The 22977-nt window shown below is 62.6% G+C and carries 20 protein-coding genes; 2 read left to right on the forward strand and 18 right to left on the reverse strand.

The features are described from left to right. Positions 1-38: 38 nt before the first annotated feature. The 10 genes from ACNAOT_RS16100 to ACNAOT_RS16145 all read right to left on the reverse strand — a co-directional run bounded on the left by ACNAOT_RS16100 (position 39) and on the right by ACNAOT_RS16145 (position 14033). A complete protein-coding gene (locus tag ACNAOT_RS16100) occupies positions 39-1925 on the reverse strand; it encodes an ABC transporter ATP-binding protein (protein WP_178997123.1) in 1887 nt (628 codons plus the stop codon). Positions 1926-2028: 103 nt separating this feature from the next. Then, complete coding sequence (gene guaB, locus ACNAOT_RS16105; RefSeq protein WP_091468897.1) at positions 2029-3540, reverse strand: IMP dehydrogenase; 1512 nt, start codon at positions 3538-3540, stop codon at positions 2029-2031. A gap of 244 nt (positions 3541-3784) precedes the next feature. After that, on the reverse strand, positions 3785-5866 hold the full coding sequence (locus tag ACNAOT_RS16110; protein WP_091468899.1) for an acyltransferase family protein: 2082 nt from the start codon (positions 5864-5866) through the stop codon (positions 3785-3787). Beyond that, positions 5863-7926: an acyltransferase family protein gene (locus ACNAOT_RS16115; protein ID WP_420178577.1), complete on the reverse strand. Its 2064-nt coding sequence runs from the start codon at positions 7924-7926 to the stop codon at positions 5863-5865. Before ACNAOT_RS16115 ends, ACNAOT_RS16110 begins: the two co-directional genes overlap by 4 nt. 216 nt (positions 7927-8142) lie before the next feature. Further along, positions 8143-9243 (reverse strand): flavin-containing monooxygenase, encoded by a 1101-nt coding sequence (locus tag ACNAOT_RS16120; protein ID WP_420178578.1) that lies wholly within the window; start codon positions 9241-9243, stop codon positions 8143-8145. Then, a complete protein-coding gene (locus tag ACNAOT_RS16125; RefSeq protein ID WP_420178579.1) occupies positions 9240-9557 on the reverse strand; it encodes a hypothetical protein in 318 nt (105 codons plus the stop codon). Before ACNAOT_RS16125 ends, ACNAOT_RS16120 begins: the two co-directional genes overlap by 4 nt. Positions 9558-9673: 116 nt before the next feature. Continuing rightward, a complete protein-coding gene (locus ACNAOT_RS16130; protein ID WP_420178580.1) occupies positions 9674-11311 on the reverse strand; it encodes a helix-turn-helix domain-containing protein in 1638 nt (545 codons plus the stop codon). 173 nt (positions 11312-11484) lie between these two features. Then, positions 11485-13098, reverse strand: a complete 1614-nt coding sequence (gene groL, locus ACNAOT_RS16135) for a chaperonin GroEL (protein WP_017200315.1) — start codon at positions 13096-13098, stop codon at positions 11485-11487. 84 nt (positions 13099-13182) lie between these two features. Next, entirely contained in the window at positions 13183-13479 is a 297-nt protein-coding gene (groES, locus tag ACNAOT_RS16140; protein WP_011775524.1) for a co-chaperone GroES, read from the reverse strand. 191 nt (positions 13480-13670) lie between these two features. Beyond that, on the reverse strand, positions 13671-14033 hold the full coding sequence (locus ACNAOT_RS16145; protein WP_091468911.1) for a hypothetical protein: 363 nt from the start codon (positions 14031-14033) through the stop codon (positions 13671-13673). Positions 14034-14100: 67 nt separating this feature from the next. On the opposite strand from ACNAOT_RS16145, the gene ACNAOT_RS16150 reads away from it, so the two are divergent. Next, positions 14101-15330, forward strand: coding sequence for a THUMP-like domain-containing protein (locus ACNAOT_RS16150; RefSeq protein ID WP_420178581.1), 1230 nt, complete (start codon positions 14101-14103; stop codon positions 15328-15330). A 13-nt stretch (positions 15331-15343) separates the two neighbouring features. Here ACNAOT_RS16150 and ACNAOT_RS16155 read toward each other — a convergent pair whose 3' ends face one another. Genes ACNAOT_RS16155 through ACNAOT_RS16165 form a run of 3 tightly spaced genes read right to left on the reverse strand, consistent with a single transcriptional unit; the run spans position 15344 to position 17485 of the window. Continuing rightward, positions 15344-16156, reverse strand: a complete 813-nt coding sequence (locus ACNAOT_RS16155; RefSeq protein ID WP_091468917.1) for a shikimate 5-dehydrogenase — start codon at positions 16154-16156, stop codon at positions 15344-15346. A gap of 25 nt (positions 16157-16181) precedes the next feature. Then, entirely contained in the window at positions 16182-16304 is a 123-nt protein-coding gene (gene ykgO / locus ACNAOT_RS16160) for a type B 50S ribosomal protein L36 (RefSeq protein WP_011775528.1), read from the reverse strand. Between the two features lie 29 nt (positions 16305-16333). Continuing rightward, positions 16334-17485: a GTP-binding protein gene (locus ACNAOT_RS16165; RefSeq protein ID WP_420178582.1), complete on the reverse strand. Its 1152-nt coding sequence runs from the start codon at positions 17483-17485 to the stop codon at positions 16334-16336. Between the two features lie 164 nt (positions 17486-17649). Between ACNAOT_RS16165 and ACNAOT_RS16170 the strand changes: the two genes are divergently transcribed. Beyond that, positions 17650-18801 (forward strand): glutamate--cysteine ligase, encoded by a 1152-nt coding sequence (locus tag ACNAOT_RS16170; protein ID WP_178997144.1) that lies wholly within the window; start codon positions 17650-17652, stop codon positions 18799-18801. Between the two features lie 20 nt (positions 18802-18821). Here the strand turns inward: ACNAOT_RS16170 and tsaD are convergent, their stop codons facing one another. From tsaD to alr, 5 genes are read right to left on the reverse strand one after another with little or no spacing between them, the layout of a single operon-like run. Then, positions 18822-19967: a tRNA (adenosine(37)-N6)-threonylcarbamoyltransferase complex transferase subunit TsaD gene (gene tsaD, locus ACNAOT_RS16175; protein WP_420178583.1), complete on the reverse strand. Its 1146-nt coding sequence runs from the start codon at positions 19965-19967 to the stop codon at positions 18822-18824. Beyond that, on the reverse strand, positions 19964-20461 hold the full coding sequence (rimI, locus tag ACNAOT_RS16180; protein ID WP_420178584.1) for a ribosomal protein S18-alanine N-acetyltransferase: 498 nt from the start codon (positions 20459-20461) through the stop codon (positions 19964-19966). The genes tsaD and rimI overlap by 4 nt, the downstream gene beginning before the upstream one ends. A 13-nt stretch (positions 20462-20474) precedes the next feature. Continuing rightward, the gene (gene tsaB, locus ACNAOT_RS16185) at positions 20475-21146 is read right to left on the reverse strand and encodes a tRNA (adenosine(37)-N6)-threonylcarbamoyltransferase complex dimerization subunit type 1 TsaB (RefSeq protein WP_420178585.1); all 672 of its coding nucleotides are present in this window, start codon (positions 21144-21146) and stop codon (positions 20475-20477) included. Further along, positions 21146-21721, reverse strand: coding sequence for a tRNA (adenosine(37)-N6)-threonylcarbamoyltransferase complex ATPase subunit type 1 TsaE (gene tsaE, locus ACNAOT_RS16190; RefSeq protein WP_420178586.1), 576 nt, complete (start codon positions 21719-21721; stop codon positions 21146-21148). The genes tsaB and tsaE overlap by 1 nt, the downstream gene beginning before the upstream one ends. After that, positions 21718-22959: an alanine racemase gene (gene alr, locus ACNAOT_RS16195; RefSeq protein ID WP_420178587.1), complete on the reverse strand. Its 1242-nt coding sequence runs from the start codon at positions 22957-22959 to the stop codon at positions 21718-21720. Before alr ends, tsaE begins: the two co-directional genes overlap by 4 nt. Positions 22960-22977 lie beyond the last annotated feature (18 nt).

Raw genomic sequence — 22977 nt, forward strand, 5'->3', positions numbered from 1 at the left:
CGAGTTTATCCCACCAAAACGAAGGCCCCGTTTTCCCCCTAGGTGTTCCGGCTGGTTTCATCCACCGAGAGCTGGGATTCGAACATCCGGAAGTAGCGTCCCCTCAATGCCACCAGTTCCTTGTGGGTTCCCTGCTCGGCAATGCGGCCGTCCTCCAGCATGTACACGATATCTGCCTTCTCGATGGTGGCGAGGCGATGACTGATGGCAATGATGGTGCTGCTCCGGTCTGCGAAAAGCCGGGTGAAAATGCGATGTTCCGCCAAAGCGTCGATGGCTGACGTGGGCTCGTCCATGACCATGAACGAGGCATCGCGGTAGAAGTTGCGTGCCATGGCCAGGCGCTGCCATTGGCCACCCGACAGCCCGCTTCCCTTGCGTCCCCGGGGGTCCTCCATCCAGTTGCTGACGTGGTTCTCCAGGCCGTTGGGCAACTTGTTGATGAACTCCATGGCTTCGGCGTCCGAGGCCGCCCGCCGGATCCGGTCGTCGTCCCGGGGCTGGTCCACGTCGCCGAGATAGATGTTCTCCGCCGCGGTGGCGAACTCGTATTTCAGGAACTCCTGGCTCAGCACTGCAAGGTGCCGGTGCCAACTGGTGACGTCGATCCCGGCAAGGTCCACGCCGTCAAGCAGCACTTGGCCGGAGTCGGGGCGGTACAGTCCAGCCAGGATTCGGATCAGCGTTGATTTGCCTGCACCGTTCTCCCCCACAATGGCGATGTGCTGACCTGCCCTGATGGTCATGGAGATGCCCTTGATGACCTCGATGTCGCTCCCCGTGTAGCTGAACCGGATGTCCCGCAGCTCCACAGTTGCGGGCGACGAAGACAGCGGCTTTTCTTTCCCGCTTGGGATAGGGAGGGCCATGAAAAGCTCATAGTCCTTGAGGTTGGCGAGGTCCTCGTCAATGGAGCTCAGCGAAGAGACAAGGCTGTTGGCGGTAGACAGCGCGCGGCTCACAATCTGCTGCACGTACAGGAACTGTCCAACTGGCTGCGCCCTGGCGATGATCTGGCCAACAACCCAGATCAGGGACACAACCTCGGCCCCGTACTGCAGGGAATCGGCGGCAAGCTGCTTGGGAATGTACCGCTTTTGGAAGTCCAGGCGCCTGCGTTCGTCAGCATCCCGCAGCCTCGATCGCAGATCCATGAGGTATCCGACGATCCCGTACAGCCGCATCTCGGCAATGTGTTGGGGCCGGAGCAGGTTTTGTTCGATCATCCGGCGTTGCCGCCTCGAATCCACCTGCGTATTCCAGTGCGCGATCTGTTCGCGGGACAGTTTGAACTGCAGGTAGACGCTGGGCACGATGGCCACCAGTACGATGACTGCGATCCACCAGCTGACCAGGAGCAAAGCACCGATAGCCAGGACCACGGAAACGAACTGTGTGAAGATGGCGGCTATCCGGTCCAGGACGCGGGCATACGAATCGGAGAACCGCTTGGCGCGGTCGTAAAGATCCACCGTTTCTTTGTCGTCATAGCGCCAGAATTCCAGTGCGAGGAAGCGCTGGTACATCATGTCGCCCACGATGGCGCCCACCTTGAAGCTCATCAGCTGCTGGATGTAGCGGTCAACGCTGCTGAAGGCGCCCCAGAACAATCCCAGCGCTGCGGTGATGATGACGTACAGAATGGCCCGGGGACCGGCGTCGGGGTCTCCCGCGTACCCGGCCGCCAGTGCTGTGGTGGTCAGTGCAGCGAAATACGTGGTGACCAGCGGCAGAGTGGCCGAAATCAGGGACCCTGCCACCTTCATGATGACTGCGCCGGGTGAAGCTTTGAAGCTCACCTTGAGGACCTGCCCAACGGCGCGCGCGTATGGCCGCAAGGCGAGCTTGCGGGGCGGCGCCCCCGGTGGGACCGAGTTCAGCCGGACCGACTCCGGGTGCCGCGATTGTGCGGGCTTTTCTGACATGTGCCCAGCCTATTCTTCGGGACCGACATTTATGTCGCGTCCTGTTAAACAGCTGTTCCCCGTGGAAACTTCCACGGGGAACAGCTGTTGAGCAGATGGGTGATCAGCGGGAACCGTAGTTCGGCGCTTCGACGGTCATCTGAATGTCATGCGGGTGCGATTCCTTCAGGCCTGCGGGCGTGATGCGGACGAACTTGCCGCGTGCCTTCAGCTCCGGGATGGTGGGGGCGCCCGTGTAGAACATGGTCTGGCGGAGACCACCCACCAACTGGTAAGCCACGGAGGCCAGCGGACCGCGGAAGGCAACGCGGCCTTCGATGCCTTCGGGGATGAGCTTGTCGTCGCCCGAGACGTCGGCCTGGAAGTAGCGGTCCTTGGAGTAGGACGTGTTCTTGCCGCGCGACTGCATGGCGCCAAGGGAGCCCATGCCACGGTAGCTCTTGAACTGCTTGCCGTTGACGAAGATGAGCTCGCCCGGGGACTCTTCACAGCCGGCGAGGAGGGAGCCCAGCATCACGGTGTCGGCTCCGGCAACCAGTGCCTTGCCGATATCGCCCGAGTACTGGAGGCCGCCGTCGGCAATCAGGGGAACACCGGCGGGGATTGCTGCCTTGGCGGATTCGTAGATGGCGGTGATCTGCGGCACGCCCACGCCGGCGACGACGCGGGTGGTGCAGATGGATCCCGGCCCCACGCCCACCTTGATGCCATCAGCACCGGCGTCGATCAGTGCCTGGGCACCTTCACGAGTGGCTGCCTGGCCGCCGATGATGTCCACATGCGCCGCAATGGGATCCGACTTCAGGCGGCGGATCATGTCCAGCACACCTTGGGAGTGGCCGTTGGCGGTATCAACGAACAGTGCGTCTACGCCGGCGTCGACGAGCTTCATGGCGCGTTCCCAGCCGTCACCGAAGAATCCGATGGCGGCACCTACGCGGAGGCGGCCTTCGTCGTCCTTGGTGGCCAACGGGTACTGCTCAGCCTTGGTGAAGTCCTTGGTAGTGATGAGGCCCATCAGGCGGCCTTGCTCATCAACGAGCGGGAGCTTCTCGATCTTGTTGGTGGCCAGCTTGTGGGAGGCTTCCTCACGGCTGATACCCACATGACCGGTGATGAGCGGCATCTTGGTCATGGCATCGCTAACGCTGCGCAGCGGAAATTCAGATTCGGGAATGAAGCGGGTATCGCGGTTGGTGACGATACCCAGCAGGCGTCCGTCCGTGTCCACGACGGGAAGCCCGGAAACGCGGTAGCGGGAACACAGCTCGTCCAGCTCCTGCAGCGTGGCCTGCGGGCCGATGGTCAGCGGGTTGGTGATCATGCCGGATTCGCTGCGCTTGACGCGGTCTACGTGCTCGGCCTGGTCATCGATGGACAGGTTACGGTGAACCACGCCCAAACCACCCTGCCGGGCCATGGCGATGGCCATGCGGGATTCGGTCACGGTGTCCATTGCTGCTGAAAGCAAAGGAGTCTGTACAGAGATGCGCTTGGAAATGCGGGAGGACGTGTCAGCGTCGGACGGGATGACGTCCGTGTGGCCGGGCAGCAACAGGACGTCGTCGTAGGTCAGGCCTACAAAGCCAAAGGGATCGTGTTCGGGCTGGGTCATGAGTGTGCGCCTCTTACCTGGGTTCCGGGGGCTTAACTGGTAGGGGTTGCAACTGATGACCAGCCCGTCATTACGGGACTGGCCTGTGCAGAGAGTACCTGTGCAAAAGTTACCTGTGCAGAAGGTATTGGATAAATACTAGAACCTCCGCGCCGATCGCCATATTCCGCGACGCCTGACTGTGAGCAACAGCACTGGCGGCAGGCCGCCGTCGTACGTTTGAAACCGCCGGCGAGCGCGGAACCTAGCTTGCGGACCAACCGGTAGCGGCCAGCAGCCGCTGTTCAAACATGGGGATCATGGTTTGAACATAGGTCTTGGTGAGGTGGTTGTCGTCCTTATACACGTAGACGTTACCAACCACCGCGGGACAGGTCCCTTGCTCGCAGATGAAGTCGCTCATGTCCATCAGGTAGAGCCGCTCCACCTTGCCTACATAGTCGTCCAAAGGTGATGACGCCGCCAAGGACTCTTCAAGGGGCACATTGCAGTCGGGCGAATCCTTGCCCTTCTTCTGCACGCACTCGGGCATATTGAAGCTGAACCGCGGGTTGTCCCGGACACCCACCACATCGATTCCCAGGTCCGTGAACGGCTTGATGCCTTCGAGGTATCCGGGCACTTCGGTTTCAAATGGAGCATCGACGTGCGTCTTGGATGCCACGGTGAAAACTGCGTCGGGCTTGTGCTCCATCACGTAGGCGGAACTTGCCTTGTTGAACTCGTTGCAGAAATCGGGGCGCTCCGGCGACTGGGCACCGAACCGGCAGCCACCTTTAAGCAGCGTCACCACTTCCCAGCCGTGCTTTTTGGCAATCGGGCCAAGAGCAGCCGTGTACTGCTGGGAATGGGAATCACCGAGCACCACGATCCTCTTGGTGACCACCGCCGGTTCCTCATTTTGCAGGCAGTCCTGCAGCAACGGATCGCTGGGTACGTTGTCGCCGGTGCACTTGCCGTCGACGTTTGCCCACTCGTCCTTCATGGCTGCGGGCGCGGGGATGATGAGGGCTTCTTCGCTCGGCTCACCGGCGTACTCCGGGGACAACGCGGCAGCACCCGGCGTCAGTTCGTGGGGCTGATCCGCAATCGCTGCAGCTTCAGCGGTGATGGCGCTTTGCCACACCGTGACCGGCAACGCCAACAGCGCACCGCACGTGGCAATCACGACGGCGGCCCGCCAGGACCGCACGTCCGGCCACTTCCAGCGGCGCAGGGGAACTTCCACATACCTTGTGGTGGCTACCGCCAACAGCATGGAAACCGTCATGATTCCCAGGCCTTGGAGGAGGCTGGGCGCGGTAGTGCCGGTGGCCAGGAGGAAGAACACCAAAACCGGCCAGTGCCACAGGTACAGGGCGTACGAGTTGTCACCCACCATGACCAGTGGGCGTGAGCCCAGGAGACGGTCGGCACCGAAGGGGCTACCGCTCTGACCCGCGATGATGACTGCTGCAGCCGCAAGGGTGGGCCAAAGGGCTACGAATCCAGGGAAGGAGCGGTCCACCGTGAGCATCAGCCCGCAGGCGAGCATCGCTGCAATTCCTGCCCATCCCAGGAAAACACGGAACCGGCGTCCCGGTTTCAGGTATGGGATCGCCAGGGCGAGAAGGGAACCCAGCGCGAATTCCCATAGGCGTGCACGGGTGTCAAAGTAAGCGTGGGCTTGGTTGTTGGCGGTCTGCTCGATGGAGAACACGAGTGATGCCAGGAAGACCGCGCCGAAGGCGATGAACAGCAACTGCCTGTGGGTTGCGGCCTTCCGCTGCGGAGACAGCTTAGCCAGCTGCGGTTGCAGAAGCGCGACTCCGGCGAAGATCAACGGCCACAGAATAAACACCTGGCCTTGCACGGATAGCGACCAAAAGTGTTGCAGGGGGCTGGCATGAACGTGCTGCTGGGCGTAGTAGTCCACCGCGAAAGCGGCCAACTGCCAGTTTTGCCGGTACATGAGGGATGCCCAGGCCTCGGTGAGGATATCGGGCCACCGGCTCTGCGGTATGAGTGCCCAGGTGCCTGCCAGGGCGGCCAGCAAGACAACGACGACGGCGGGCAGCAACCGCTTGAACACGTGCAGCCAATGCCGCAGGAGTCGAAGTGGCTTATGACTTTCGAGCTTGCGCGTGAAGGACAGCGTCAGCAGGAAAGCCGAGATCAGCAGGAAAACGTCCACGCCGCCCGAGACCTTGCCGAGCCAGATATGGTAGGCCGCGACCATGAGCACTGCCAGGGCACGCAGGCCCTGGACTTCCGGGCGGAAGCCGGGTTTCGACGTCGTGGATTCCTTGCTTGGCGGGGCAGCCGTTCTTGCGCGAGTGTCCATCATCGTTGCCACCCTGTCGCGGCAAACCACCTTTCATCGAGCATGCCCGACATGCTCTTGACGTACGTTTTGGTCAGGTGGTTGTCATCCAGGTACACGAAGGTGTTACCGATGATGGGCGGGCAGTAGATCCCCAGGCACACAAGGTCGGTCATATCCAGCAGGATCAGGTCCTGGTATTTACCCGCCACGGCGTCAAAAGGACTGGGTTCGGCCAGGACGTCCGACTTCAGCGGACGGCAATCAGGGCTGTCCACCCCTTTGGCGAGGGCGCAGTCCGTCAGGCTGTAAGTGAACCTTGGGTTATCCCGCACTGCCACCATTTGGATGCCCAGTGCCGTGACCTCGGGAACGAGGTCCTCAAAGCCGTGGGTCAGTCTTTCGTCAGGCAAGGACGACACAGCCGCTGTGCCCACCATGAAGATGGCATCCGGCGTATGGTCCCGGATGTGGCTGCGCACTTCACGGTTGAACTCGTTACAGCCAGGCTCCGACTCGGGGTCTTCAGTCATGAAGGGGCACGCCCCGTACAGCAGCGAGTAGAGACGCCAATGATGCTGCTCCGCCAATACTTCCATGGCGGCAAGCCACTGCTGGGAGTGCGAGTTGCCTACCACCAGGACTGTCTTGGTGGCGTCGGAACCCACACCGTTCTGCCGGCAGTTATCCCGCAGCAACTGCGACTCGGGTTTCGTGTCTCCGGAGCACCCCTCGGGCAGTTGGGCCCAGTCACGCCCGATCCTTTCCGCGGTGGGCTGAGTGAGCGCATTTGGAGCCGCTTCATTCACGTACGTTGGCAGGAGTGCCTTTGCCCCGGGATTGTCGAAGACCATTCGCGCCTCTGCAGCTTGCTGGTCCAAGTCCAGCTTGTACTGGAAAGCGAGCAGGGGTGCGGAAACGACTGCCAGGCACGTCGCGATTGCGATGACCGAGCGGCGGCGCTTCATCTCGGGCCATTTCCATTCCCGGAACGGCTTCTCCACGAACTTGGTGGTCAGGAACGCCAAAACGAGTGACAGCGCAATGATGGCCGTGCCGGAAAGCCAACCGGCCTGACCCTTGCCGCTCCAGGCCAGGGCAATCACCAGGATGGGCCAGTGCCAGAGGTATAGGGCGTAGGAGTTGTCACCGAGCCGGACCAGGAATTTGGAACTCAGGATCCGGTCCACCCCGAAACGGCTCCCGGTCTGACCGGCTGCGATCACCGCGACCGCGGCCAGCGTGGGCCACAAGGCGACGAATCCCGGGAACGCAGTCTGTACCTGCAACAGGATTCCGCAAGTGAGCATCGCTGCCACCCCCACCCATCCCAAGATCACACGGACGGGTTTGGAGAAGTCCAGGCCCGGTAGCACCAACGCCACCAGCGTGCCCAAGGCGAACTCCCACAAACGGGCAAAGGTATCGAAGTATGCCACGGCCTGGTTGTTGGCTGTGAAGATGATGGAGTAGATGAACGAGACCAGGAAAATGATGGCGAAAACATACACCAGAGTGGCGCGGTAGCGGAGGGCAAAGCGGCGGCACACCAGCGCAACCGTCGCAAAGATGATGGGCCACACAATGAATACCTGGCCCTGGATGGACAAGGACCAGAAGTGCTGAACGGGGCTCGCCATGCTGTGGTCGGTGGCATAGTAATCAACCGCCAGCTCCTGCAGCAGCCGGTTCTCAAAGTAAAACAGCGAAGCCCAGGTTTGCTGGACAATTTCAACCCAACGCGTGGCTGGCAGGAAAACGAAGGTTGCTGCGAGAGTGCCCACCAGAACAACGACGACGGCGGGCAGCAGCCGCCTGAACAGGTGCAGCCAGTGGCGCACAAGGTCCATGGGGCGGCCCTGTTTGTAACGTCCCGTGAACTGGAGGGTCATGAGGAACGCTGAAATGAGGAGGAAGACATCAACGCCTCCGGAGACCCTGCCGATCCAGATGTGGTAGCTGACCACCATCAGGACTGCGAGGGACCTAAGGCCCTGAATTTCGGGGCGGAACTTAGACTTTGCAACGGGTCCGGCAGCCCGCTTACCGTGGTGGGCAGGGGCTGGAATCGTTGGCGTCGTCACGTTAGGCAGTTCCTCAAAGCTCTGGCACAAAGCATCAATATTACGCGGTTTCAGTCGCGCAACCGATGTGGAAGGGTGTCCCTGGCCGCCATCCGAAGCCCCATCAGCACAGGTCCAGCCATACATTGTGCCACCCGAACCTGTGCGTGACCTGTGCTGATACTCCCCGCTCTCGTTAACACTGCAGCCGGCCACGCCCCTCACTAACGTGACCCATTACACGTTCACCAGTCCGCTGGAACGCGGTGCGGCCACCCGACGGGCAAGGTAGCGCGCGTCCCGTCCGACCCCCGGAAGGGTCGCCGAAGCCGCAGCGAACAGGAATTCCTGGCCGATGAAGAACACACCTGGAACATCGGCCACCACTCCCCGCTTTTGCAGCAGCCTGCCGGCCCCGTCCACCACGGGCACCCGGACCCACGAGTAGTCGTCCCGGTAACCCGTGCACCAGATAACGTTGGCAGGTTTGACCGTTTGGGTGTCTCCGCCAACTTCCGGATACCCGTCCCGGACACCGGTGACCCTGGGCAGCAATTCAACACCTGCAGCGCGCAGTTCCTTGGTCCTGGTCCGGATCAGCGGCGCAGCCTTCTGCATGAACTTTGGAGCAACCTTGCGGCCAACAGGGGTGTCGAGTGTGAGCACGTGCAGGCCCGCGAAACGAATGACCGGAAGCACGAAGCGCGCTGCTGCACGTCCGTGGCGCACGGGGAGCTCGCCACCGGGTGCTCCCGCCACAGCGGTCGGATGGCTCCCGCTGACCTCCATGGCAATCTCCGCCCCTGAGTTCCCCAGTCCCACCACCAGGACAGGGCCGGGCTGGAGCTGGGAAGGATTCTTGTAGTCCTGGGAATGGAGTTGGAGTATGTCCGCCGACAGCTCCCCGGCGAAGGCCGGGGTCTTGGGCACGCGGTATCCCCCCGTGGCAATAACCACGTTCCTGGCATGCCATGATCGCTGCCCCGAGGTGACTTGGAATCCATCCCCGTCGCTCACAAGGCCGTCGACACGCACATTGTGTTCGATCGGCAGGTCGAAGCGACGCTTGTAGTCCTCAAGGTAGTCAGCCAGCTCATCCTTGGTGGGGAAACTCAACCTGTCGCCGGGGAACGGCGCCCCGGGAAGGCCGTCGTACTTGCCGGGAGTGAACAGCCGCAGGGAATCCCATCGCTGCCGCCAAGAGTCTCCCGTCCTGGCATTTTCATCCACTATCAGGAAGCTGCTGCCTTCTTGTGCCAGCCAATATCCAATCGCCAAGCCTGCCTGTCCACCTCCTACTATGAGCGTGTCTACTGCTGGGTTCTGGCTCCAGTTCATGACTTTTTCCCTTCAATTACTGGCTCTCCGATGGGTTCTTTGTGTGTGTCTTCAGGAACCTTCCGGTAGCGCAGGCACCACAGGAGCATGAGGGCAGACGCCACAACGTAGAAGGAGTGCAGCAGCCATACGGGGCCTGCCGGAAGATCAAAGACATAGAACGAATGCACTGCGTTGGCCACGTTGGTGGTGGCGATGTTGCCGACGCTGTATGACTCAAGGTCCTTGGTGCGCACGGCCTTCAGAAGCATGGGGAGCATGCTGGCGGCGAAGAGCACGGTGGACACGGTGCCGGCAAGCAGTGGAATGTTCATACAGCCAAGCTATGAGTCCAGCCCCATCCACCGCGTCGGCAAAATGACCCATTCCCACCCACGCTGCATGGGTACTTATGCGCACAGGCGAACGGGCGTTACCTCAACAGATGGCGTTAGCTCAACAGATGGTGATCGAACGCATACCGGCTCGCAGCCACGCGCGATGGCACAGCGAGTTTGGTGAGGATATTGCTCACGTGCCGCGCAACGGTCTTTTCGCTGAGGTAAAGGGATCGGGCAATGGTTTTGTTCGCGTTGCCCTCCGCCACCAGACGCAGGACCTCCAGTTCGCGGACAGTAAGCGGCGAGCTGGTGCCTTGATCGCGTTCTCCACTGTTGCCCACTACTTCTGAGGCCGCGGGAGCGGCACCCAGCTCCACGAATTCCGCCCGGGCCGCTTCGAATTCCATGGTCGCCGAATCAGGGTCGCCCAGCGCCGCGCAGGCCCTGCCCGCGAGCACGCGGCAACGGGCTGCCTCATACGGTGCTTCAAGGGAGAACCACAGCCTCCATGCCGTCCGTGCCGCCATCAGGGCAGCTTCCGCGCTGCCTTCAGCCAAGAGCACGCTCGCCTCCGCGTGGGCAGCGAGGGCAGCTTCCAGAGGGCGCTTTTCCGGGTTAACGAGGGACGCAAATTCATTGGCAGCGGACCTTGCCGCTGCCAGCTCACCGGAGGCGAGTTCCACCTCAACAAGAGCCGGAAGAAGTCTTCGCCGGTTGGCAGGATCCGATGCTGCCACTGCCCGACGCATCATGGACTGGGCCTGGGGGCCGTTCTGCTGGGCCAATCGCACCAGGGCCATACCGGGAAGAGGCTCGAAACCTGTCTCCCCTGCCCTTGCATAGGCAGCTTCGGCTTCGGCCAGGCTTCCCCTGAGACGGAGAATTTCCCCTTGCTGGTACCAAGCGCCGTAAGTGGCTTCCGGATCGCCCCGCCGCGCACGGTCTTGGGCAATCCGCGCCGCGGCAAGGGCGTCATCCCATGCGCCATGGAGGAGAAACAACTCCGCCCGGTGGGACTGGCACTGCCCGCTGAACATGACCATGTCCGGCCTGGCCCCGCACCATTTCTCCAACGCGGCCGTCCACTCCTGGGCACGGCCGACATCCAACACCAAACGGCAGTTGCCGATCACCGCACAGTAGATGATCCCGGACGGGATGGGCGAAACTTCGCCCGCGATGACCGAGACCATCACTTCATCAAGAAGTTGAAGGCCCTCATCAGGGAATCCGAGGGTGAGCCTGGCGGTTCCGACGCCGAGCTGGCCCAGCGCCATGAGGTCCTTGTCCTGGAAGTGCCGGCCGATCTCCAACGCCCGGCTGAAAATCGCAAAGCTCGCCTCCGGAGCTCCTCCGTACAGGGCACCAAGTGCCTCCGGAACCAACAGGTAGCCCTCCGCTGCAGTAGGGCTATCCAGCCCTTCCACCAGATGCTTGGCCCGGGACATCCAGCCGCTGCTGCGGGCGGGCTCACCGAGATCCATCAAGTACAGCACCAGCCACGCTGCGCAGCGTGCGGCACTATCCGTGTCGCCCAGCGTGATGAATTCGTCGTGCGCCCGGGTCAAGTAGGCCACGCCCTCGGTGTCTTTGCCCAACAGCATCGCTACGGAGGCCACCAACTCGATGTCTTGAGCAGGCAGTCCCCCTGCGGTGTCGGCGCGTGCGAGGCATTCGAAGGCATCGCTCCAGCGGTGCTCGGAGAATGCCGAGCGTCCCAGGTCCAAAGCTGTGGCAGGCATCGTCATGGCTTACCCGTCGGCGTCGATGCGCCCCGTTGACGCACCCAAGCCGCCGTATTAGCGTCAGGTTACCGCCGCCGTCGTGCGCTCACAATAGCTGAGCGACACAGGCCACGACACCACCCCGGAAACAACAGAAGCCCCGGTCAAGGTGACCGGGGCTTCTGTATAACAGGCTTTTAGTGCTGGTGGCCTGCGTGTGCGTCTTCTTCCTCAGCCGGCTTCTCGGCAACCAGGGTCTCGGTGGTGAGAACCAGGGCAGCGATGGAAGCGGCGTTGCGGAGAGCCGAACGGGTGACCTTGACGGGGTCGATCACGCCAGCGGCGATCAGGTCCTCGTACTCGCCGGACTTGGCGTTGAAGCCGTGGTTGGCTTCCAGCTCGGAAACCTTGGCAACAACCACGAAGCCATCGAAGCCGGCGTTCTGGGCGATCCAGCGCAAAGGCTGAACCAAGGCGCGGCGGACGATGCCCACAGCAGCTGCCGCGTCACCCTCCAGGGCCTTGACGGCCGGGGACTCGTCCAGCGCCTTGAGGGCGTGGATGAGAGCGGAACCGCCACCGGAAACAATGCCTTCTTCCAGGGCTGCACGCGTGGAGGAAACAGCGTCCTCGATGCGGTGCTTCTTTTCCTTCAGCTCAACCTCGGTGGCTGCGCCAACCTTGATCACGCCGATGCCGCCGGCCAGCTTGGCCAGGCGTTCCTGCAGCTTTTCCTTGTCCCAGTCGGAGTCCGTCCGGGTGAGCTCAGCACGCAGCTGCGCCACGCGGTCGGCAACGTCCTGGGCCGTGCCGGCGCCGTCAACGATGGTGGTGTTGTCCTTGGTCACCGTGATACGGCGAGCGGTACCAAGTACCTCGAGGCCAACGCTGTCCAGGGTCAGGCCGAGGTCCGGGGAAACAACCTGGGCGCCCGTGAGCGTCGCGATGTCCTGGAGCATGGCCTTGCGGCGGTCGCCGAAGCCCGGAGCCTTGACGGCAACAACGTTGAGCGTGCCGCGGATACGGTTGACGATCAGCGTGGAGAGGGCTTCGCCTTCGATGTCTTCAGCAATGATGAAGAGCGGCTTGTTGGCCTGCAGGGCCTTTTCCAGCAGCGGCAGGAAGTCCTGCAGCGAGGAGATCTTGCCCTGGTTGATCAGGATGAGGGCGTCTTCAAGAACTGCTTCCTGGCGCTCTGCGTCGGTGACGAAGTACGGGGAAAGGTAGCCCTTGTCGAACTGCATGCCCTCGGTGAGCACCAGTTCGGTCTGGGTGGTGGAAGACTCTTCAATGGTGATGACACCATCCTTGCCAACCTTGCCGAACGCTTCGGCCAGCAGTTCGCCAACCTCGTCGCTCTGCGCGGAGATGGCTGCGACGCTGGCAACCTGGGTGCCTTCGACTTCGCGGGCGTTCTCCAGGAGGCGGGCTGCGATCGCTTCGACGGAAACCTCGATGCCGCGCTTGATCTCGCCAGGAGCGGCGCCGGCAGCAACGTTGCGGAGGCCCTCCTTGACCAGGGCCTGTGCCAGCACGGTGGCCGTGGTGGTGCCGTCGCCGGCGACATCGTTGGTCTTGGTTGCTACTTCCTTGGCCAGCTGTGCGCCAAGGTTCTCGTAGGGGTCGTCAAGCTCAACTTCGCGGGCGATGGTCACACCGTCGTTGGTGATCGTGGGAGCGCCCCACTTCTTGTCCAGCACGACGTTGCGGCCGCGCGGGCCAAGCGTCACCTTGACAGTGTTGGCGAGCTTGTCGATACCGGCCTCAAGAGACCGGCGGGCAGCATCGTTAAAAGCAAGCTGCTTTGCCATGGTTGTGTCCTTTCAAGACAGAAAACCCGCACCGCTGACGGTCGGAATGATTCCAACGCGGCGGCGGTGCGGGGCTCCAGGAAGTTACTTTACGACGATCGCAAGGACGTCGCGGGCGGACAGAACGAGGTACTCGTTGCCGCCGGTCTTGACTTCGGTTCCACCGTACTTGGAGTAGATGACGACGTCGCCAACAGCTACGTCAACCGGTACGCGGTTGCCGTTGTCATCGAAACGGCCGGGGCCGATTGCAACAACTTCGCCTTCCTGCGGCTTCTCCTGTGCGGAGTCCGGAATTACCAGGCCGGAAGCCGTGGTCTGCTCTGCTTCGAGCGGGCGAACAACAATACGATCCTCAAGAGGCTTAATCGAGACCGACACTCGGACTCTCCTTTTCATGAGCTGATTCATGGACTAAGAACTAGGGTGCCGGAGCGTACAACCGTCGTCGCGGTGCCGGAAGACGCTTGGCGTGATTAGCACCCTCCGGGGGAGAGTGCTAACAAGACTCTATGTAAGCGTTAGCACTCGGTCAAGGCGAGTGCCAGAATTTCGTCATGAGTGAACCTCCGTCACCGGCCGGTGAGGTCGTCCAGATCGTAGTCCTCGCCGTCGTCATCCTCGTCCAGCGGAGCGTTGCCGCGGTTCAGATACAGCACTACGGCAGCGGCAATAGCAACGACGCCGGAGATCACCAAGGTGATGATTCCACCGGTTCTGGCGCCGCTGTAGAGTTCGCGGATGCCCCGCGCTTCCTCGGTGGCGTCGTTAACGCTCTTGCCGGCGACGGAGTAGGTGGCGGCATTGAAGGAATCCAGCGCGAAGATAATGATTAGCAGGCCGACGCAAACCACCGCGATCACTGCCCCCGCTATCAGGGCCGGACGAGCGAACTTTGTCATGGTGGAGTGATGCGGGGCTGCGTTGTCTTCCATGAAAACAACCCTATCGGGCTGATTCGCCGGTCACGTTGTCAAGCACCGCGCCGTTAGGCTTGATCCCATGCCTCACGCACCGCAGGAACAGATCGCGCCCTTGCTGACAACTGAAGGATGGGAACTTCTTGCCTCCTTGGGGCCCTACCGGGAAGCCGACTCGTTCAGCGTCAATGCCGAGCTCCGGAAAGCGGGCCACTCCCCCGAACTCGTGGCCGCGGTCCTCACGCAATCCCGCCTGCGGACACGTGCCGAGGCCAAGTTCGGCGAGTTCGCCCGGCAGATGCTTTTCACTCAAGCGGGACTGGAGCAGGCAACGCGCTTGAACGTCGCGGCCCGGCACGCCGAGCGTTTCGCGAAGGCGGGCATCCCGCACGTTGCCGACCTCGGCTGCGGCCTTGGTGCCGATTCCATGGCGATGGCTTCCATGGACATTTCGGTGACCGCCGTTGAGATGGATGAAACCACTGCCGCCTGCGCCACGATCAACCTCATGCCATTCCCGCACGCCACTGTGGTGCACTCGGATGCCACGTCCGTGGAACTGGACGGGATCGACGGTGTATGGCTGGATCCTGCCCGGCGAACCACGTCCACTTCCGGAACCAAGCGGATCTGGGACCCTGAAGCGTTCTCTCCCCCGTTGTCCTTCGTTGAACGCCTGGCAGCCACCGGCCGCGCAATCGGCGTCAAAATGGGTCCCGGCATCCCCCATGATTCCGTGCCGTCAGGCTGCGAGGCCCAATGGGTCTCAGTGGGCGGCGATGTTACCGAAGTGACCTTATGGTTCAACGCAGTGGCCCGCGCCGGCGTGCGTCGCGCAGCGCTGGTTATCGGCAGCCAAGGCGCCGCTGAAATCACCAGCGGTGCGGATTTCGACGGCGGCCCGGTAGCCGCCGTCGGACCTGTCGGGGGCTTCCTCTACGAACCCGATGGGGCGGTGATCCGGGCAGGGCTGGTGGCCGACGTCGCAGAACGCCTCGGTGGGCATCTGGTGGACGAGCACATCGCCTACATATGCGCCCCCGAGCTGCATGACACCCCGTTCGCCCGTGCCTACAAAGTGCTTGAAGTGATGCCCTACAACGTCAAGGCGCTCAAGGCATGGGTGAAGAACAACGGCGTCACGGTGCTGGATATCAAGAAGCGCGGCACGGCAGTGACCCCGGAGGAGCTGCGGAAGCAACTGCTTCCCGCCAAACCCATCAAGGGCAAGGATGCGAAAACAGCCACCTTGGTCCTCACCCGGATCGGCGAGGAAAGAGTGGCTGTTGTCGTGGAGCCAGTGACGGCCTGATGTGTCACAAGAGCTAGCGGCGGGAGAACTCCGAAGCTTCACGCACCTGCTCGGCGCTCGGACGCACGCCCGTGTATAGGACAAACTGCTCCTCGGCTTGGATAGCGATGACTTCGGCGCCCGTGATCACCTTCTTGTCGGCTCGCCGGGCAGCGGTGATGAGCGGCGTCTCCGACGGCAATGCCACGACGTCGAACACCACCTGGGCAGCGGAAATAGTGGCGTCATCGAAGGACTGGGCGGTTTCATCCGCACCTGCCATTCCCAAGGGAGTGACGTTGATGATGAGGTCCGCGGTTGAGCCGTTGACGTCGTCCTGCCATCCGAAGCCGTAGAGGTCTGCGAGCGCACGGCCGGTGCCCTCATTGCGTGCCACGATGGTCACAGCGGTGAACCCGGCGTCCCGAAGGGCTGCGGCTACGGCCTTGGCCATGCCGCCGGCACCGCGGAGCAGCACCGTGTGGCTGCTGGGAACCTGGTGGTCCTTCAGGAGCCGGGCGATCGCGATGTAGTCCGTGTTGTAGGCGGTGAGGACACCGTGGTTATTGACGATGGTATTCACCGAATCAATGGCTTTGGCCGACGGGTCCATGACGTCAACCAGCGGGATGACGGCTTCCTTGTACGGCATGGACACCGCGGCGCCCCGGATCGGGAGGCCGCGGATGCCCGCTACCGCAAGGGTGATGTCCGCGGGGGCGAATGCCTTGTAGACAAAGTTCAGGCCGAGCAGATCGTACAGATAGTTGTGGAACCTGGTCCCGATATTGCTGGGCCGGGCCGCAAGCGAAATGCACAGGGACATGTCTTTGTTCAGGATTGGCATTCCCCCATTAAACAACGCCGTGCTGTTAGCCCTGCCGCGCCTTCATCCGCGGGTTGTTCTTGTTGATGACGAAGGTGCGCCCCCGCCTGCGCACGATCTGGGCGCCGGGGATCTTCTTGAGGGCACGCAGCGAATTCCTGACTTTCATGGTGTTTCTCCTTTGTGTGGGTGTTCGGTTTAGAGGGCGTCGCTGAGTTCCAGGGGGTCGTCCCAGACGCCGAAATCCTGCTCCATCTCCGCCTCCGTTAGTTGGCAGCCGTCCAGCAGATCGCTGATTTCCTGGGGATCAATGTCCTCCGACCTTCCGGTGATGGCCAGCACAGTTCCGCGGTCGCCATGGCTGGGGTGCCAGTCAAGGAGGGAGTCGACGTCGGCGCCTGCCTTCCCCGGGCGCGCGAGGCCGGGCGCTGATTCAACAGTGTCAGCCAGCCACTTTCCGGTGCTTTCCAGCCACACGCGCGGCCCGATTCCCTGGACGGCGATCCGCGTTTTAGGCGCCGATGCGATCCAGAGCCGGCCACGCAGCCAGTGCGTGCCGGCCGCCAGCTGTGGCAGCGCATCACGGAAGCGCCCAGGATGCAGTGGTCGACCCGCTTTCCGGAGCACCGTCCGGAAGGAACCTTTGGCTTCGCTGACGGGCACACGCACGACGCCGGGCCGGTTACGGGCCGCGGCTTCGGCGTCGTCGAAGCATCCCGGCCGGTAGTCGTCAGCCGCGCCAACAACTCCGGCATGGGACGCCAACTGGCCGAGTAATTCGACACCCAGCAGCCACTGTGCGGAGCCCTCGCGGGGCTCGCCGGTCAGCACGGCCCCCAGTCCGGGGTGCACCATCACGGTGTCCACCTGCCCGAACTCGCCGATCAGAAATTCTCCACTGGTGCGATCATCAGTGGGCATGGACGTGAATCCTGATTCAAACAACGTGTGACGATCCCAGATATGGTCGTCCAGGTCCACGGGGTCCAAGGCCAGGACGGCGTTGTCGATCACCGCCGGGCGGCTCAATCCACGTCGAAGCCCGGCAACAGCCATCCCTGCTGCGACGCCGGGTGGGAGGCCCAGGACAACGTGGTCGAAGCCGCATGAGCCGAGGCGTTCCGCCGTCGGGACAACGTCCAACCTGACGGTGCAGCTAAGGCAACCATGCTCCAACACCGTGGTTTCGCGTTCGAACAACTGGCCGTTCCGATAGACGCGCCGCAGGACCAGTGAACCATCCAGAAGATCGTGAAGGACCACTACGGAATTGGCGTGGGTCTGGCCGAGCCTGGCGGCGGCTGACTCCCGGCATTGGCTGTCCAGGGAACTGAGGACTGTAAGATGCATGCGTTGATTCTATTGCGAATCATTCTCATTAGCAAATGACGGTCTTTGTCTCCCGCTAGTCCCCAGCAGCCACCTGTGTTCCGGCTGCATTAGACTTGATCCGACCGCTGGCGGCCCCACAGCGGGGAACCGTGTCCGGCTGAGACAGACTATGAGGGGACTACGTGCAGATTGATTTTGCGCCATCCAGGCAATCGACACTGGGTGTGGAATGGGAGTTGGCGCTCGTCAATGCACGCACCGGGGAATTGGTATCAGTGGCCAACGATGTCCTGAAGGGCGTCGCCGCGAACCACCCCGACCTCAATGAGGACGACGAACACCCCCATATCAAGCGCGAACTGCTCCTCAACACTGTGGAACTGGTCACCGGCATTTGCGAGACCGTCAAGGATGCCAAGGAAGACCTCAGCCGATCCCTGGCCGCCGTCCGTGAAGTCACCGACCCCATGGGCGTGGAGGTGTTCTGCGCAGGCAGCCACCCGTTCAGCCCTCCCCTGCTCCAGCCCGTCACGGACAAGGAACGCTACGCCAAGCTGATCGAGCGGACCCAATGGTGGGGACGCCAGATGGTGATCTACGGTGTTCACGTCCATGTGGGCATCGACCGCCGGGACAAGGTCCTCCCCATCCTGGACGGCCTGGTCAACTACTTCCCGCACTTCCAGGCGTTGTCCGCCTCCAGCCCGTACTGGGCCGGCGAAGAAACCGGCTACGCTTCCCAACGTGCGCTCATGTTCCAGCAGCTTCCCACCGCCGGGCTGCCCTTCCAGTTCGAAACATGGGAGGCCTACGAGTCCTACGTCCAGGACATGTTCACCACAGGTGTCATTGACGCGACCTCCGAAATCCGCTGGGACATCCGCCCCGTGTCGAACCTGGGCACCATCGAGATGCGCATCTGCGACGGCTTGGCCACACTTGAAGAAGTAGGCGCCATTGCTGCGCTGACCCAATGCCTCGTGGACGAGTTCTCCTCCATCCTTGATGCCGGCGGCAGCATCCCCACCATGCCGCCGTGGCATGTGCAGGAGAACAAATGGCGCGCCGCACGGTACGGCATGGAAGCCATCATCATTCTCGACGCCGAGGGCAACGAGCAGTTGGTCACAGAGCACCTCGCTGAAACCGTCGCCCGGCTGGAACCTGTAGCGGCCAAGCTCGGTTGCTCCGAAGAACTCTCGGACGTCCTGAAGATTATCGAGCGCGGAGCAAGCTACCAACGCCAGCGCCGGGTGGCCGCTGAACACAACGGCGACCTGCAGGCAGTGGTCATGGACCTCGTCCAGCAGATGCGCAAGGGTCCGGACGCCTAGCTGTACTAGCCCGCGGAGCGCTAGGCGGGCACTGAGACCGTAGTCACCGGCATGGAAGAATCCGGCGCGAAGGAAACTCCGCTGGGAGCAATGCCGGCCATGATCAGCTGCGCTCCGAGCGCGGCAACCATGGCTCCGTTATCCGTGCAAAGATCCAGCGGCGGAACATGCAATTTGATACCTGCGGAGGTACAGCGCTGCCCAGTCAGTTCCCGCAGCCTTGAGTTCGCTGCAACGCCCCCACCCAGCAGGACGTCAGTGATGCCGTGCTCTTTGCAGGCCAGGACCGCCTTTGAACTGATGACGTCCACCACGGCCTCCTGGAACGCTGCCGCGATATCTGCCACGGGAACTTCCTCGCCCCGGGCTTCGAACTGCTCGACGCACCGGGCCACGGCTGTTTTCAGGCCGCTGAAGGACCAGTCGTAACGGTGCGGTCCCTTATCCTCCGCGGTGCCCATGTATTTGGGCTGCGTGAGTCCACGGGGGAAACGGATGGACTTGGAGTTGCCCTGGCGTGCCAGTCTGTCGATGGCAGGCCCGCCCGGGTACCCGAGACCAAGGATGCGGGCCACTTTGTCGTACGCTTCGCCGGCGGCATCGTCGATGGTTGAACCCAGCAGCTCCACGTCGTCCGTGATGCTCCGGATGCGCAGGATTTCCGTATGTCCACCCGATACCAGCAATGCTCCGAGGTTCTCCGGAAGCTTTCCGGCACCCAGGCCGGCGGCAGCAACGGCGTCGGACGCTCTTTCCGAAGGTGCCCCACTATCCAGCAACCCCACGCCAACGTGCGCCACCAAGTGGTTGATGGCGTAGAGCGGCTTGCCGGTAGCAACGGCAAGGGCTTTGGCAGCGCAAACACCCACCATCAGCGCCCCTGCAAGGCCCGGACCGGACGTGACGGCAATGGCATCGATGTCATCCAAGGTGACGCCGGCCTCGTGGAGCGACTCCTGCAAGGTGGGCACAAAGGCGTCCAAGTGTGCGCGTGACGCGATCTCCGGGATAACGCCGCCAAAGCGAACATGCTCATCCATGGACGATGACACCGTGTTGGTCAGCAGGGTGGTCCCCCGCACGATTCCCACACCGGTCTCGTCGCAGGATGACTCAATGCCAAGCACCAGCGGCTGCTTTGGCTGTTCCGGATTCGGCCCGCTCACGCTGTGGCTCCTTTTTGGGGTTTGTTCAGTTCAAGGCGCATAATCAGGGCGTCCGTGCCGTCCCGGTAGTAGCGGGGACGGACGTGGATCTGCTCGAAACCGAACCGCAAGTACAGTTGCTGGGCGCGGGGATTGTCCGCCCGCACTTCCAGCAGGACGTCCTCGGCACGGCGGCGCCGCGCTTCGTCAATCAGTTCTGTCAGGACAGCAGAGCCAATACCCTTGCCCTCGAATTCAGGCACGACGGCGATCGTCTGGACGTCCGCGATCGGCTCGATGCACATCAATCCGGCGTAAGCCACGATCTCCCCTGCAACCTCTGCCACCACGTAGCGCCGGGTCTCAGGCTGGGCCAACTCGTCGAAGAACATTTGCAAGGGCCACGCGTCCACGGGGAACAGCCGGCGCTCCAGCGTCTCCACGGCCGGGACATCGGCCTCGGTCATGTCGCGCAGGGAAACTCCTGCGAGTTCCAGCTTGGGTGACAGTTTCACAGTGTCCCTCCCATCACAGTGCACGCTTCCTGGGGCCAGGCACCTGGGCGTCCGATTCCCGCAAATACAAGGGTGTTGAGTCAAGCAAAGCCTGCCCGGCAGTGAGCTTGGCCAAGGCGAATTGGCCCAACGAGGCCGCATCCGGCTGGGTGGTGGCAAAATCTTCATCCGCCTTGAGGACATCGGCGTAGAGGCCTGCCCCTGCTCCAAACACCGGCAAGTCCGGAAGCTCCGAGGCGAAACCAACGTGGGGGCCGTCCACGAGCTCCGGAAGCTGGCCGTCGGCCAGGCTGTATCGAGCCCAGTAGACCTCCTTGCGTCGGGCATCCGTAGCCACCAGGAACTCGGGGGTCGCCGCGGTGGACTCCGCCACTTCCAAGGCGATGGCATCCAGGCTCATGAGCCCATACAGCGGCTTGTCCCACACGAAGGCGAGAGTGCGGGCGGTGGCGATACCGGAGCGGAGCCCGGTGAACGGGCCGGGTCCCACACCGGTGACAATCGCATCGATGTCCGCGCCGGTGACCCCGGCACCAGCCAGGAGTTTTTCAATCCCGGGAGCCAGCACTTCCGCGTGGCTTCGGGTGTCCTCCGTAGCGAAAGAGTCCACCACACTTTCCATGGCATCATCCGAGATCAGGGCCGCACTGGCAACCGCTGAGGTATCAATGGCCAGTATCAGCATCAGTAGCCTCCGTTTTCGCTGGTCTCCAAGAGCTTCGGTGCCTCGGCCCAGCGGGGACCAAATCCACGGAAAACGATGGTGCGGGGTTCGTCGTCGTCATCGGTATCGAAGTCCATGACATCGCCGTCCGTTGTGGCTGCCGTGTTATCCCCGCCAACAGACCTGAGAAGGTCAACCTCCAAGCGGCTGTCCGAGAGGTGCTCCACCCGGTCCCGGCCCCATTCCACCACGGTGACCGCTGTATCCATGGTGTTCTCCAGATCGATATCGTCAATCTCCGCTGCCGAGTCCAGCCGGTAAGCGTCAACATGGACCAGGTCCGGGCCCCCGGGCCTGGGTCCATCAGCGAGATTGGGGTGGATCCGTACCAGGACAAACGTCGGCGAAATGATGCCGGCACGGACTCCCAGGCCCTCGCCAAGTCCTTGGGTGAACGTCGTCTTGCCCGCACCCAGTTCGCCGGTCAGGACCAGAAGATCCCCGGCCTCAAGCACCCCACCCAAAGCTGCCGCGAGCGCATGGGTCTGCTCCGCCGTCGTGACCGTCAGCGTGCGCTCCCACTGGGCTTCGCTCACAGCGCGGCCGTATCTGCTGCATTGTTGAGTTCGATCCGGGCGGGCAGCTCATTGACGTAACTGCGCGGAACCCTGGGGCTGATGCGCGTCACGATTTCGTAGTTGTTGGTTCCCGCGGCGGCCGCCCAATCATCGGCGGTGGGCCCGCCGTCGGCACCGTTGCCGAACATAACAGCCTCGGCGCCCTTGAGATTTGCCGCCTCTTCAGGGGACAGCGGCCCCAGGTCAATGACCATTTGGTCCATGGCAATCCTGCCAACCACAGGGTAGTTGATGCCGTCCACCCGAACAGGACCTCCCGTGGCGATCCGCGGGACACCGTCTGCATAGCCCAGCGGCACCAGGCCCAGCGTGCTTTCCTGGCTGGTCCGGTAATTGAGTCCGTAGGAAACGCCCTGGCCTTCGGGCACCTTCTTGCAGTTGGACAGGAGGGTCCGGACCGTCATGGCGGGATGCAGGCCAAGTTCCGCAGACGTAGCCCCGTCGAAGGGCGACAATCCGTAGATGCCCAGGCCCACTCGGACGAGGTCGAAGTGTGAATCCGGGCGGGACAACGCCGCCGGCGTGTTGGCAATGTGCCGGACCTCGGTATCCACGCCCGCGTCCTCGGCCATGGCGATGGCTTCCCGGAAGACAGCCAGTTGATCATCGGTTTCAGGGCGATGGGGTTCGTCAGCAACGGCGAGGTGAGAGAAGATGCCCACCACCCGCAAGAGGCCTTGATCCTGGTACTCCATGGCCTGGCCCAACAACTGGTCCCAGTCAGCGATGGGGCAGCCGTTCCGGCCCAGTCCCGTGTCCACCTTGAGGTGCACACGCGCCGGCCGCTCCTGCTCCCGGGCGGCAGCCACCACGGCTTCGAGTTCCCAACCGGAAATTCCGACGTCGATGCCGGCGGCCACTGCCGCTTGGAAGTTGCTTTCACGGGTGTGCAGCCAGGCGAGTAGCGGGGCATCAACCCCGGCGGCACGCAGGGCGAGCGCCTCGGAGATGTGGGCGACACCCAGCCAGGCCGCTCCGGCGTCGAGGGCTGCCCGGGCAACCTGCACGGCACCGTGGCCATAAGCGTCTGCCTTCACCACGGCCATCACAGCGGCCGGGGAGGCGATGCCGACGAACTGACGAACGTTGTGCCGCACGGCGTCGAGGTCGATCACGGCGGAGCGTTCCAGCACCGCTGACTTTGCTATGGAGGCCTTCGACCCGATACCGATATCTGCAGCTGCTTCGTAAGTCACCCTAGAGATTCTAGTGCT

Source organism: Paenarthrobacter sp. TA1.8 (assembly GCF_048595705.1).
Taxonomy (GTDB): Bacteria; Actinomycetota; Actinomycetes; order Actinomycetales; family Micrococcaceae; genus Arthrobacter; species Arthrobacter nitroguajacolicus.

Bases quoted from the DNA above. Each gene is read 5' to 3' on its own strand.
- ACNAOT_RS16100 (WP_178997123.1), bottom strand. From the start codon at position 1,925: ATGTCAGAAAAGCCCGCACAATCGCGGCACCCGGAGTCGGTCCGGCTG.
- guaB (WP_091468897.1), bottom strand. From the start codon at position 3,540: ATGACCCAGCCCGAACACGATCCCTTTGGCTTTGTAGGCCTGACCTAC.
- ACNAOT_RS16110 (WP_091468899.1), bottom strand. From the start codon at position 5,866: ATGATGGACACTCGCGCAAGAACGGCTGCCCCGCCAAGCAAGGAATCC.
- ACNAOT_RS16120 (WP_420178578.1), bottom strand. From the start codon at position 9,243: ATGAACTGGAGCCAGAACCCAGCAGTAGACACGCTCATAGTAGGAGGT.
- ACNAOT_RS16125 (WP_420178579.1), bottom strand. From the start codon at position 9,557: ATGAACATTCCACTGCTTGCCGGCACCGTGTCCACCGTGCTCTTCGCC.
- ACNAOT_RS16130 (WP_420178580.1), bottom strand. From the start codon at position 11,311: ATGACGATGCCTGCCACAGCTTTGGACCTGGGACGCTCGGCATTCTCC.
- groL (WP_017200315.1), bottom strand. From the start codon at position 13,098: ATGGCAAAGCAGCTTGCTTTTAACGATGCTGCCCGCCGGTCTCTTGAG.
- ACNAOT_RS16145 (WP_091468911.1), bottom strand. From the start codon at position 14,033: ATGGAAGACAACGCAGCCCCGCATCACTCCACCATGACAAAGTTCGCT.
- ACNAOT_RS16150 (WP_420178581.1), top strand. From the start codon at position 14,101: ATGCCTCACGCACCGCAGGAACAGATCGCGCCCTTGCTGACAACTGAA.
- ACNAOT_RS16155 (WP_091468917.1), bottom strand. From the start codon at position 16,156: ATGCCAATCCTGAACAAAGACATGTCCCTGTGCATTTCGCTTGCGGCC.
- ykgO (WP_011775528.1), bottom strand. From the start codon at position 16,304: ATGAAAGTCAGGAATTCGCTGCGTGCCCTCAAGAAGATCCCCGGCGCC.
- ACNAOT_RS16165 (WP_420178582.1), bottom strand. From the start codon at position 17,485: ATGCATCTTACAGTCCTCAGTTCCCTGGACAGCCAATGCCGGGAGTCA.
- tsaB (WP_420178585.1), bottom strand. From the start codon at position 21,146: ATGCTGATACTGGCCATTGATACCTCAGCGGTTGCCAGTGCGGCCCTG.